General features: G+C 35.9%; 12 protein-coding genes. 6 read left to right on the forward strand and 6 right to left on the reverse strand.

What is annotated here, in order from left to right; genetic code table 11:
• The first annotated feature begins 34 nt into the window (after positions 1–34).
• Entirely contained in the window at positions 35–1,177 is a 1,143-nt protein-coding gene (locus Q0505_RS09455) for a methionine aminotransferase (protein WP_299211971.1), read from the forward strand.
• Positions 1,178–1,236: 59 nt separating this feature from the next.
• On the opposite strand, the gene Q0505_RS09460 is transcribed toward Q0505_RS09455, so the two are convergent.
• Entirely contained in the window at positions 1,237–1,890 is a 654-nt protein-coding gene (locus Q0505_RS09460; protein WP_299211974.1) for a DUF2459 domain-containing protein, read from the reverse strand.
• 3 nt (positions 1,891–1,893) lie between these two features.
• Entirely contained in the window at positions 1,894–3,042 is a 1,149-nt protein-coding gene (locus Q0505_RS09465) for a serine hydrolase (protein WP_299211977.1), read from the reverse strand.
• A 215-nt stretch (positions 3,043–3,257) separates the two neighbouring features.
• On the opposite strand from Q0505_RS09465, the gene Q0505_RS09470 reads away from it, so the two are divergent.
• Positions 3,258–3,722, forward strand: coding sequence for an ankyrin repeat domain-containing protein (locus tag Q0505_RS09470; protein WP_299211980.1), 465 nt, complete (start codon positions 3,258–3,260; stop codon positions 3,720–3,722).
• A 25-nt stretch (positions 3,723–3,747) separates the two neighbouring features.
• Here Q0505_RS09470 and Q0505_RS09475 read toward each other — a convergent pair whose 3' ends face one another.
• Together Q0505_RS09475 and Q0505_RS09480 are read right to left on the reverse strand one after the other, a co-directional pair.
• Complete coding sequence (locus Q0505_RS09475; protein ID WP_299211983.1) at positions 3,748–4,215, reverse strand: DUF6252 family protein; 468 nt, start codon at positions 4,213–4,215, stop codon at positions 3,748–3,750.
• A gap of 204 nt (positions 4,216–4,419) precedes the next feature.
• Positions 4,420–5,730, reverse strand: a complete 1,311-nt coding sequence (locus tag Q0505_RS09480; protein WP_299211986.1) for an OmpA family protein — start codon at positions 5,728–5,730, stop codon at positions 4,420–4,422.
• A gap of 116 nt (positions 5,731–5,846) precedes the next feature.
• Here Q0505_RS09480 and Q0505_RS09485 point away from each other — a divergent pair, with 116 nt between their 5' ends.
• Together Q0505_RS09485 and Q0505_RS09490 are read left to right on the forward strand one after the other, a co-directional pair.
• Positions 5,847–6,389, forward strand: a complete 543-nt coding sequence (locus Q0505_RS09485) for a sigma-70 family RNA polymerase sigma factor (RefSeq protein WP_299211989.1) — start codon at positions 5,847–5,849, stop codon at positions 6,387–6,389.
• Complete coding sequence (locus Q0505_RS09490) at positions 6,382–7,104, forward strand: hypothetical protein (RefSeq protein ID WP_299211992.1); 723 nt, start codon at positions 6,382–6,384, stop codon at positions 7,102–7,104. Before Q0505_RS09485 ends, Q0505_RS09490 begins: the two co-directional genes overlap by 8 nt.
• Here Q0505_RS09490 and Q0505_RS09495 read toward each other — a convergent pair.
• Positions 7,094–10,129 (reverse strand): CHAT domain-containing protein, encoded by a 3,036-nt coding sequence (locus Q0505_RS09495; RefSeq protein WP_299211995.1) that lies wholly within the window; start codon positions 10,127–10,129, stop codon positions 7,094–7,096. The genes Q0505_RS09490 and Q0505_RS09495 overlap by 11 nt on opposite strands.
• A 32-nt stretch (positions 10,130–10,161) precedes the next feature.
• The gene (locus tag Q0505_RS09500; RefSeq protein WP_299211998.1) at positions 10,162–10,809 is read right to left on the reverse strand and encodes an HAD family hydrolase; all 648 of its coding nucleotides are present in this window, start codon (positions 10,807–10,809) and stop codon (positions 10,162–10,164) included.
• Between the two features lie 195 nt (positions 10,810–11,004).
• On the opposite strand from Q0505_RS09500, the gene Q0505_RS09505 reads away from it, so the two are divergent.
• The gene (locus tag Q0505_RS09505; protein WP_299212001.1) at positions 11,005–11,781 is read left to right on the forward strand and encodes an amidohydrolase; all 777 of its coding nucleotides are present in this window, start codon (positions 11,005–11,007) and stop codon (positions 11,779–11,781) included.
• Between the two features lie 110 nt (positions 11,782–11,891).
• Positions 11,892–12,068, forward strand: a complete 177-nt coding sequence (locus Q0505_RS09510) for a hypothetical protein (RefSeq protein WP_299212004.1) — start codon at positions 11,892–11,894, stop codon at positions 12,066–12,068.
• The last annotated feature ends 5 nt before the right edge of the window (positions 12,069–12,073 follow it).

The following is a 12,073-nucleotide window of genomic DNA, read 5'->3' on the forward strand; positions in this document are numbered from 1 at the left end:
GCTGTCTACGTTCTCAAATAGAAAGAAATATACTATGAAGAACATGTCCAAATTGCCAGAAGTAACCACCTCTATTTTTAGTGTGATGGGGCAGATGGCACAAAAATACGATGCGATCAATCTTTCTCAAGGATTTCCAGGATTTGATACAGATCCTGCACTACATGCACTGGTCACAGAAGCTATGGCTTCAGGGTATAATCAATATGCTCCCATGCAAGGCGTTTATAGTCTTAGAGAACAAATTGCATTAAAATTAAATACGCTTTATGGGAGTGACTATCATCCAGAAACCGAAGTAACCGTAACCGTAGGTGCCACTCAGGCTATTTATACAGCCATTTCTGCTTTTGTACACGTAAATGATGAGGTTATTGTTTTAAAACCCGCGTATGATTCGTATGAGCCTGCCATTTTAATCAACGGCGGAAAAATAGTATCTATACAACTCAAAGCCCCTGATTATACAGTAGATTGGAATACTGTTCAAGAAGCGATCACTCCAGCTACGAAGATGCTGATTATCAATACCCCTCATAATCCTACAGGGACGGTCTTAACAAAAGCAGATATGCTTGCGCTAGAACGTATTCTGGAAGGCACAAACATCATCTTACTTAGTGATGAGGTGTATGAGCATATTGTTTTTGATGGTGTGACGCATGAGAGTGTCGCCAAGTATCCTAAACTAGCAGACAGCGCTTTTATTACAGCTTCTTTCGGAAAAACATTTCACAATACAGGATGGAAAATGGGATATACAGTAGCACCCAAACATCTCATGGAAGAATTTCAGAAAGTACATCAGTTTACGGTTTTTTCTGTCGATCACCCTATGCAAAAAGCATTTGCTCAGTATTTAAAAACACCTAGTCATTATTTAGAACTAGGCACTTTTTATCAACGTAAAAGAGATTTGTTTTTAGACCTTATTAAGGACTCTCGATTTAAAATGACGCCGTCTTTAGGTACCTATTTTCAATTATTAGATTATAGCGATATTACAGAAGAAAATGATGTTCTTTTCGCCGAAAGGCTTATCAAAGAAAAAGGCATTGCTTCGATCCCAACCTCTGTTTTTAATCTGGATCAAGAAGATTTTAAGATGCTACGTTTCTGCTTTGCAAAAACAGATGAAACTTTGGAGAAAGCAGCTGAGATTTTGAATGGGATATAAAATAGTATTAGGTTTACAGGTTATGATATTTTAGTAATATTCTAAACAAGAATAAGAAATCACTCCTCATACCACCGCAAAACTCCAAAATCAAAAGGCGTCCATAAACTCGCTTTCATATCGCTCTCTTTAAGTGCTGAATTCGCCCACGTATTGCAGGTGTTATAAAACATATAATTTCCTTTGGCTCTATAAAAAGTATCCCGATCTGGAGTGTACGTAGCTCCTTCTATACGCTGTTTTTGGTTCCCATTGTGGTCAAAAGCAGCGAGGATGTACGCGTTGAGTTTTTGAAGTTGTGTGTCTGTAACAGGAACGGCAATCCATCGGTCTCGTTTGGAGCGATACCGTGTGACGTGAACGAGTGTTTTGCTTTTCAAAAAAGCAGCTCTAAAAGCAGTAGAAAAGGTAAGATCACCCCAAGTGGGCGTGTTTATGTAAAAATTTTCTTCTCCCCAACCAAAAGCAAAAAACTGTTCTCTAGGATGATACGTTTGATCTTCTAGTAAGGCAGGAATCATCAGATTTTTAGGAAGTATAATATCGCTATGCACCCCATTAGTGGTGAGATATATAATATGCTTTTTTTGAGCATTATCCGTTTGTTCAGCAACAGGAATATAGGTTAGAATCAAAGAAATGACGATATACATCACAGGGATTAATAAGATATATCCTATAATTTTTAGAAATCGTTTTCCGTATGTTCTCATGCTTTATAACGCTTTGGTAAGTTTTGCCATAAACTCACCTACTTTATTAGGTTCTAGCCAACGTGTCACGACAACAAGGTCATGTTTGCGATCTATAATAATGAAGTTTCCGCCAAACCCAGCAGCATAGTACACCTCTTCACCTACACCTTCCCAATGTCTAGCCCCTTTCTTATTGAGCCACCACATAAACCCATAATTCACGTTAGCAACAGAAGGCTCAATGGCGTTTTGAATCCATTCTGAAGAGATCAGACGCTCGTTGTTCCAAACGCCGTCGTGTAGAAAGAGTAGTCCAAAACGTGCCATATCTTCGGCACTGATAAAGAGACCAGCACCACTATGTCCGCCTCCCGTGACAGACTTCATTTGGATACCATCTATCTCTACCCACGCCTCTTTGTATCCATGCCATCTCCAAGTGGTAGAGGCTCCTATTTTATCCATCACTTCCTCTTTTAGAACTTGAGGAAGTGGCTTACGCCAAACATGCAAAAGACTATAAGACAATACGTTGACGCGAACATCATTATATTCCATAACGGTGCCAGGTGTTTTGGGGGTTGCGTATTGCCAATCATCTAGATCTCCTTCTCTAGGTGGGCGATCTGCCCAATCTTTACCACCCCACAGAATCCCCTGCCAGGCACTATTTTGTTGTAATAAATGTCGCCAAGTAATTTGAGAATTATGCTGTCCATCAAACGTCCCATCCCAAAGATAATTTTTTACAGGATCATCGACATTGGCAATAAGGTTTTTGTCTATAGCAAGTCCAGCCATGGTGGATAAAAAACTTTTGGTAACAGAAAACGTCATATCTACACGCTTTGTATCGCCCCATTGCGCCACGACTTTTCCGTTTTTTAAAATCATACCCGCGAGACCACCCCGTTTTTTTGTAGGCCCTAAAATTTCGTGAAAGGGTTCGCGCTTAAACCCTTCCAAAATAGCAATTCGCAAATCTCTAGAGCCTGAGTATTCGTTCGCTTTCGCGAAAGCGATCACATCAGCAAGCCCATTTGTATCAATTTCTGCTTCTTTGGCTGTGATCTCCGTCCATGCTGCATTACGCTCTGGAAAATAATACGCTTGTGCCGTTGCTTGAAAGCTCGTAAGACCTATTATAAAAAGTATACTAAGTGTTTTCATAGACATTAAATGTACTATATTCCTTTTTATAATAGAAAAAGCAGTCACCTTAAATAACTAAATTATTATATGTCAAAAGTAGACTTTGATATATTTTTAGGTAGAAATATGTGAAATGTATAGGTCTGATACTCTTACTTTATAAATTTTTAAAAAAATGACCTTGTTCAACAAAAAGAGATAGTATGTATCTTGTTTTTTTATATCTTCATCCTATGAATAATTCATTATTTGATGCAATACGTTCTGCAGACTTAGAAACGGTCTCAAAAATATTGAATGCGCATCCAGAACTTGTTGACATAAAAGATCCCAGAGGATCAACACCTTTGTTACTGGCAACTTATTACGGACATAAAGATATTTCTAATGCTATTTTAGAACATCATCCTAACGTAAATGCACAGGATGGATCTGGTAATACTCCTTTGATGGGTGTTTGTTTTAAAGGATATCCCGAGATTGCAAAACTTTTGATAGATGCAGGTGCAGATGTAAATGCTGTCAACTTTAATAAAGCGACAGCACTTATTTATGCGGCAACCTTTGCGCAGTCAGAAATAGCAAAACTCTTAATCGAAAAAGGCGCAGACAAAAATCATAAAGACGAGCGCGGGCACACTGCTTATGACCATGCTAAAATGCAAGGTGTAACTTCTCTTATGAAGATTTTGTCATAAGATATTTCTGTTTGTAGAAGCACGTTTAATACGTGATATCAAAAATCCCTTCTGTAACATTAAAAGAAGGGTCTCCTTCTATGAGCGGCTTTGTTGTAAAATAAAAAGTACCTTTAATATTTTTTCTTGTCGTATTGTGAGACGTTATCGTTAGGGCACCGCTTTTTGCAAACCCAGACTGCTCATCGTTTTCTTGATACTTCCCTTGAACCTTTAGAAAATCGTATGTTCCTGATGCAATGTCTTTGGGAAGAAATAATTGTATGTCTTCTCCTGTACCCATAGCTCCCGTGAGTAGTAGTGTATTTAAATTAGGAGGAATAAATCCAGAAACGTGAACGGCATCATAAGGCTTTCCGTTGATTTTAGCTTTTAAAGTATTTGTTAGGGTCTGTGAGGATTTTTGTTTTGTTTCTTGTTGACCACAACTACTCATCATAAGTATAGGGAGTATGAATAAAAAGAGGATGCCGGAAAACTTTATAATTTTCATAATTTAATTCTTTTAAAATGGATACATATTTGTTTTGTTTAATGTTTGCGCCTAATACAAGGCGCAAACAAAACAAAAATGGGGAGTTTTAGTGAGAGAAGTATACTATCTGTTATAAGCATTATTTCTTGTAAAGAATAATATACTCAAAGAATCAAATAGTATAGTGAGAGATCCCCATTTGGATGTATGGCTAATTTATTTTTATAATTGAATGATTTCTACACGTCTGTTTTGAGCTTTAGCCGTGGGTGTATTTTCGTTAGAAAGAGGTTCGGATGCTCCTTTACCGATGGTTTGAAGTTTTGACGTATCAACGCCAAACTCCTTTTTTAATATTTTTTGTACAGCAATAGCTCTATTTTCTGACAAAGGGACATTGACATCATCACTTCCATCATTATCTGTGTGTCCTACAATTTTGTAGGATTTGCTTGGATTTGCTTTCATGACTTCGGCAATCTGCTTTAAAGTAGCATACGAAGATGCTTTGATACTTTCAGACCCGCTATCAAAGGTAATTCCGTGGGCTTGATAGCTTCCGTTTTCAAAAAGCCTATCCGCGGTATGAACTCCTGTAGCAAATTTGATGTTACTCATATAGTAATGTTGATCTTCTGGGGTAATGCCTGTTTCAAAACGTAGCGTTTTAAATACAACTTCGTCTTCTTTAGCTCTTGGAATATCAAGCACTTTATCTTCATTCACATAGACTTTCATCCGTGTTCCTTTTTTTAAGATGGAGATATGATTTATTACTTTAGCAGTTCCTTGTTTTGAGAATTCTTTTGGCGCGCTTTTCCCTTGAAGATTTAATGCTTTGTTAGGTGTCTTCTTATCTAAATAAACGCCACGCCCAGACCCGTCAGCGACAGATACTGTGACTTTGGTCACATGCTTTCCTACATTTTGCTTTCCTAAATATTGATTAGGATCTTCCAGATCAGAGAGTACAACGTTTAGATATCTTTTAAAACCCCAAGCGTCAGGATTAAAATCATAGATGACATCAAATTCTAATGTGAAATCTTCTGGGATATCTGTGGGAATTTCAGAAAACACGTATATACCATATCCTTGACCGATACGCATCCAGTTGCCAGGAATAGTAGTAAGAGATACCACTTCTGCGCTTAGGTTGGTATTCCATTTTTGAGGTAAATCTCCTATTTGATCGGTAGAAAAATCTTCATAAGCAATTAATTTTTCTCCTGGGATAAAGTCATATTTGGAATAGGCTTCAAAACTTTCTTCTGCAACGTCTAGGGTAGCATCTTCATCTTGAGTGGTTGTCTCTGTATCTGAAGATTGTTTGTTTTTTTTCTTTCTCTTCTTTTTTTTCTTTTCTTCTTTTTCTCCATCAAAAACGTCGTCCAGTTCCTTATCTACTTGTTCATCTACTTTTTGTTCGACTTTTTTCTCTAGTTTTCTTTTTATTTTTTTTAAAAGCTGTGCCTCTGCGTGTGTACTACAAAATAGAGCGAGTATCACGATTAATAAAGATGTACGTTTCATAATGTGTTGTTGTTGATTTCACATCTTTATGCAAGGAATTTAAAAAGGTTAACACAGTGTCAAAAAAAAAAATTATTTTAGACTTCCTGTTAACTTTATAGCATCTATTTACATAAATGAAAAACGAACCTTCTATCACAACACTTAGAACTGGAGATTCAGTAGCTTATCAAGTGATTTATGAAGGAAATAGAGATGCTTTTATTGCTTTTGCGAGTAAATATGATCTGGATCAAGACGCTATTTTGGATGTCTATCAAGAAAGCATGATCGCATTGTATGAAAATATTATGAAAGGCAATGTAAAAGAATTTAGTAGTAGTATAAAAACCTATCTCTTTGGGATAGGTAAATTTAAACTCTATGAACAGTTAAGAGCTCAGAAAAAGCTAGTACTTGTCGATGATTTTCAGGATCAGGAAGTACTTATAGATGTAGAAACGACTAAGCTCACAGAGCAACAAAAAGCATTAAGAAAACATTTTCAAAAATTAGGCGAGCGTTGTCGTAATATATTAGAACTATTTTATTTACAAGGATTTAAAATTAAAGAAATCATGACTGTTGCCAATTACGAAAATGAAAATACAGTCAAAGCACAAAAGTCACGTTGCCTTAAACAACTTAAAACAATGATGAACCCCCAAAAGAATGGATAAGGATACACTTATACATAAATATTTCCATCAGGCACTAAGTGACCAAGAGCGTGTCGAGTTGAACCACCTATTGGAAAACGATACTGAGTTTAAAGCGACTTTTGAACTTGAGAAAGATCTTCATGCTGTACTTGTAGCCACTGGGAAAGAGGACTTAAAACAACAGTTTGTTGATTTTGAAAATCAAGAAAGTCAACCACAGGAAACATCTTCTCCTTCCTTTTTACGATATGCGATTGCTGCATGCATCATTATAGGGCTCAGTCTGTATGGGTCTAAATTCTTTATAAACACCACAAGTGCTGATGATCTTTTTGCACAAAATTTTGAAGTCTATCGTAATATTGTACAACCTATAGAGAGAGGTACAGGACTAGAAACTCCTGAAGAAGAAGCCTTTTTCAAATATGAAACAAAAGAATATCAATCGGCGATAGAAGGATTTCAAGCTGAGTTTTCAAAAACAGAAAAACCCTATTATTTATTTTATACAGCAAATGCATATTTGGCGTTGAGAGATACAAAAAAAGCGATTCCATTGCTTGAAAAGCATCAGACTTTTAAAGATGATTTTTATGAAAAATCACGATGGTATCTCGCGTTGGCATACCTAAAGGACAAGAATAAGAAAAGCATTCCACTCTTAGAAGAGATCAGTGCGAGTGAGGGATATCATCATAAGGAAGCTAAAGTACTTTTAAAAGCTATTCGTTAAGTTTTGTTCGCTTTCGCGAAAGCGTATACAACACCCCTAAAAGCAAGACTCCACCTAGTATATACCACCAGAAATACGATTTTTGTACAATAGGGGAGGTGTTGCCACTCAATACAAATCCTGCCCAATAATAGGGATGTCTTAACGCCTTATCAGATGTATTGTTGAGGTATGCTAAATTTGATTTTCTAAGCGCAATCTGCTTTTTATCACCTTCTTTTAAATGGGTATAAAATGATTTCATGATCTCCTTTGTCGATTGATCGTTTACATTCCATAAACTCGTCAGCGTACTATTGGTGCCAGCATAGGTAAATGCTCTGGAGAGACTTTGAAGGTCTTCACCTTCTTTTAATATACCAGTTCCCGTATTACAAGCGCTCAACACCGCGAGTTGCGCTGGGATATTATAGGTGTAAAGCTCATCAAATAAGAGCCGTTGGTTTTTAGAAAAAATAAGACTTGATTGCTCGGAGTCTTTAGATGCAGAAAGGGCGTGCATAGCTAGATGCAGAATATCATATTTTTCTTTTTGCTGTATGAAATTTTCTTTCGAAGCTTCTGTACCCGTGTATAAATCACCATTAAAAATAGCGTTGATCTCCTTACTTTCTTCCTGTGCAAAAGGAAGTTCGTAAAACCCACTTCGTTGCAGCGCCATCAAGTCACTAGGCATATTTTCATTTTGAGCATAAATAGGTGCAAAAACACCTAAACGTTTTCCGTTACTTTTCAACTCTTTTTGTACTCCTAAAAGCGGTAGTGAAAAAGCCGTGGAGACAGCATTCGATTCAATTAAGAAATTACCTTCTGGGTTAATGAGTGCCGCAAAAGGGACATAGCTCAGTTCGTTTTGAGTGATAAAGGTGAGTTCTTTTTTTGAGACATTTTCTAGACCCTCTAAGAAAGGGGCTACGAGTCGTGTGTATAAATCGGCAAACGTTTGTTCATAAGGAGCTGTTCTATCAAATATGATAGCTCGTTGTGCATCAATAAGCGTATTGAGTTGCTCTCGATCTCCAAGAGGTACGATTTTAAGATTGTCTTTTTGAATACGAATTCCAAAAATGCTTTTTTCTCCTATGACATATCGTATAATACATTGATCTTCTGAGAGCGTATTTTGAAATGCAGTTAGTGACCATTGCTCTGAAGCAATAGTTGCTTTCTTATCTTGTAACCGTTGGATCACTGTTTTAATACTATCTGAGGTTGCTTGAAGTGCAGTCAGATTTTCAGAGGCATCTGTAATCGCTTTTGATGTAATCGCATCTATTTTTATATCGACAATGTCTTTTAGGATATCAAGATTTTCGGGTATTTCTACATATATATTTCGCTTTCTATTAAAAGTTGCTGTAAGATGTTGTGATACGTTGTTTTCTATAAGGTTGACCAACTGAGAGGTATCTTCAAATAAGGCTTGATGGTCTAATACGTTTTGATTGATTTGAAAGATGTATTGCTCTAGGTTTGCATTAAATAATCCATCTTTATACAACTGATTAAATTTTTGAGCTGCGATGTATGAAAGATCTGCTTTTCTGTATAGGTAAAGAGAATCTTTAGTAGATAAATAGAGTTGGTCATAACCGTCTGCAATGGTTAGCATAGCATTGATCGTCATTGCTGAATTTTCTTTTTCAAAGGAAGCGATAGAAAGTCGTTTCTTATCTATGTTGCTACTATCTTTCATCAACTTTACAACAGCTTCTTGTAGATGTGTTATAAAGGATGTTTTGTCACCTGCTTTAAATGCAGCCTGTGCTCTTAGGTTTTTAACTCTTGCCTGAAATGTTTTAAAATAAGAAGCGCCTTCAATGGCTATGTCTTCAAATTCGGTATTCATTAGATCATATTGCTCAGCGTTAAAATACACTCTACCCAGCATAAACTTAGCCACACTATAATTATGGATACAATCATAGCGTTTCATTTCTTCGGTAAATTCCTTGAGATATTTCTTATTTTCTTCTGATGTCCAGACAATCTCCATTTTTAAAACAGCCAAGGAATAAGGTTCTAAAAAATCACATCTAGGATTAATCATTGTTTCTTTAATGCTTTGCATTTTTTGAAAAATGGTCAATGCATTATCAATATCACCCGTATGGGCATAATACCTTAAAAAAGGAAGGTAAAAATAAAGTCGTGTTGAGCTTTTTGCAAGCTCCCTTTCATGTGGATCAAAAGTGTGTCCTAACAACGTAGAGCCTAACCAGTCCTCTTTTTTGCTCTCTAGCGTTTTTAATGTTTTAAGTGCAGCATCGTAATCGCCATAGAGTAAGAGTTCATTTACATAGTTTCCTAATTTGTGGATAATAGGATAGGGATCTTTGACATCACTATTCAATCCAAAAACAATCCCTTTTTTATAGTACTTTAAAGATTTGTTTAAAATATCTTGATCGCTATAATTAGAGCCTATCCAGTTGTAATGTTCAGAGATTAATGAAGAGTCTACTGCTGTTCCCTGTTGCATAAGCTCTATGCCTAATGCATTGTAATAAGAGGATGCTTTGTAATTTCTTGAATAATTATAAAGGAATCCTAGATCAGAATAAATCGATTGGGTGGTGCTAGCAGATGCGTTTTTTAATTTTAAAAAGGTGACATATTCTTTACAAATAACTAGGCAAAAATCAACACCTTTACTTGGAAAAGCCGTCACATAATAATTACCCACAGAGGAACTTAAGTAGTTCAAGGAATAGTCATTAGCTGGAGTAACTTCTTTGTTTTTCCATACGGAATCTAAATACGTCAGCCCTTTTTCGACTTCATTATTTTGTATAGCGAGTGACCCTTGCGTTGACCAATATCTTAGTCTGTTAAACGCATATAAAGAATCTTTCTCGGAAGATTGTTGTAGAACATCTTTTCTAATTTTTAAGGCTTCCTCGTTTTTAAATTCTTTAAACTGCAAAGAGTCTGCAATCCTAGATAAAGATTCCGTTTGTTGGGCATATATAAAAGGAATACTAAGAATAAGAAAACTTAAAGTAAGTATTAATTTTCTTTTCATTGGTCTAACAGTTAGCTGCGAACTAAAGATACTTAAATTTTATAATCTCTAAAGTTTTCTACCCATTGGGTACAGCCATGACGATACATCGCTTCTTTGTTCTTTAGTCCAACACCCAAAAAGTCAATGTTTAGTTCTTGTGCGGCTTTTAAGTCCCACAACCCATCTCCGACAGCAACTATTTTTTTGAAATCTTGATTGTAAAAATTCTTAGATTTTTCAATAGCTTCTTGTACAAAACCTACTCTAGAAATGCTCGTTATGGAAGTTGCCAACACTTCTGAAACTAAAGGGATATTAGCATCTTTCATTTTGATTGCGGTTGCTTTAGGAAAAGCACCTGTGCCATAGGCAAATGGGATTTCAGATTTTTGAAAATGTAACAAAAGGTCTCTAGCACCAGGAATTTCGATAACAGGATCGTGCTTTTGAAGTTCCGTTTCTAATAATGTGTCAAGTTCAAATCGAAGCGAATCTGGTGCTTTCTTTCCAAAATTACGCTCATAATTATACTCCAAAGCATATCGATCTGTGTGGTGTAGGTAATTATCATAATCTGTATCGATGTCTTTCAAGCCAATATCCTCCAGTACTTTAGTGATTACCTTTAGATAGGTAGGAATACTATCGGTAAGAGTACCATCTATATCAAAAACATATAAGGTATCAGTTTTATTCATGTAAATTATCTTTTTGAGTTTTAGGGTACCACTCTTCAAAAATACTAAATATAGCACTTTGGTAATGTGTAAAATGAGCACGAATATTATATAGTATCTAAATCTCTAACTGATGAATAATCATCTTAATATTGCAATATCACGTTAATATAATTTATATAAAATTAATTTTAAACTTCTTGTATCTTTGATCGTATGAAAGAAAATCTTCACATTGCTATTATTCAGACCCATCTTGTCTGGGAAAATGCGACAGCAAATCGCGCCAACTTAGATATCTTATTAGAGCAAGTATCGGATGAGGTTCACATTGTTATTTTACCAGAAATGTTTACGACGGGATTTAGTATGAATCCTGAGCCACTTGCTGAGTCTATGAATGGGCACACAGTAGTGTGGTTAAAAAAATGGGCGCAACAAAAAAACACAGCCATTTGTGGAAGTATCATCATTACCGAAAATCAAAAGTATTACAATCGATTTTTGTTTGTGAAACCTAATGGAGAGATAGATTGTTATGATAAGCGTCATCGCTTTATGATGGCTGGAGAAGGAGAATTATATACAGCTGGAGAACATCCAGTACTCATAGAATATAAAGGATGGAAGTTGTTCCCACAAATATGTTATGATTTACGTTTTCCAGTTTTTGCTAGGAATACGGTAGATTATGATGTAGTCATATACGTAGCCAATTGGCCAAAACCTCGTGTAGCTGCTTGGGATGCTTTACTCAAAGCAAGAGCAATAGAAAATATGAGTTATGCCATAGGTGTCAATCGTATAGGATTAGATGGTAATGGGCTAGAATATGTAGGTCATTCTGGGATATACAATGTGCTTGGGGATGAGATCGCTTTCGCGAAAGCGGAAGAAAAAATAATCACAGCTACCTTATCAAAAGAACACATCACAACAACAAGACAGAAGTTGCCTTTTCTTGACGACAGAGATTTATTTACGCTTGGGTAGATTAATTTTTTTGTTAAATACTTGATGGAGGTACTATTGGTATTTTTATTTTCAATGAATCTTACTATATTCATCTCATTAAAAATCAATTATTATATACTATAAAGGCTATGAAAAATTTAATCTCTTTAGGTAGATACCTAACAAACAAAGAAAAGAAATTAATAAATGGAGGTGATTCTCTGCGTAATGAAAATTTTGACATAGAGAATAGGAGTACACGCTCAGGAGCTCCAGGAGCTGGGACCAATATAAGAATTAGAGGTATAGGGAGTCCCTGTTGTTGATAATG

The organism is uncultured Dokdonia sp. (genome assembly GCF_937910895.1).
Taxonomy (GTDB): Bacteria; Bacteroidota; Bacteroidia; order Flavobacteriales; family Flavobacteriaceae; genus Dokdonia.

Coding starts and splice junctions, on each gene's coding strand:
- Q0505_RS09460 (WP_299211974.1), bottom strand. CDS start 1,890: ATGAGAACATACGGAAAACGATTTCTAAAAATTATAGGATATATCTTA.
- Q0505_RS09510 (WP_299212004.1), top strand. CDS start 11,892: ATGAAAAATTTAATCTCTTTAGGTAGATACCTAACAAACAAAGAAAAG.
- Q0505_RS09505 (WP_299212001.1), top strand. CDS start 11,005: ATGAAAGAAAATCTTCACATTGCTATTATTCAGACCCATCTTGTCTGG.
- Q0505_RS09485 (WP_299211989.1), top strand. CDS start 5,847: ATGAAAAACGAACCTTCTATCACAACACTTAGAACTGGAGATTCAGTA.
- Q0505_RS09480 (WP_299211986.1), bottom strand. CDS start 5,730: ATGAAACGTACATCTTTATTAATCGTGATACTCGCTCTATTTTGTAGT.
- Q0505_RS09470 (WP_299211980.1), top strand. CDS start 3,258: ATGAATAATTCATTATTTGATGCAATACGTTCTGCAGACTTAGAAACG.
- Q0505_RS09465 (WP_299211977.1), bottom strand. CDS start 3,042: ATGAAAACACTTAGTATACTTTTTATAATAGGTCTTACGAGCTTTCAA.
- Q0505_RS09490 (WP_299211992.1), top strand. CDS start 6,382: ATGGATAAGGATACACTTATACATAAATATTTCCATCAGGCACTAAGT.
- Q0505_RS09495 (WP_299211995.1), bottom strand. CDS start 10,129: ATGAAAAGAAAATTAATACTTACTTTAAGTTTTCTTATTCTTAGTATT.
- Q0505_RS09500 (WP_299211998.1), bottom strand. CDS start 10,809: ATGAATAAAACTGATACCTTATATGTTTTTGATATAGATGGTACTCTT.
- Q0505_RS09475 (WP_299211983.1), bottom strand. CDS start 4,215: ATGAAAATTATAAAGTTTTCCGGCATCCTCTTTTTATTCATACTCCCT.
- Q0505_RS09455 (WP_299211971.1), top strand. CDS start 35: ATGAAGAACATGTCCAAATTGCCAGAAGTAACCACCTCTATTTTTAGT.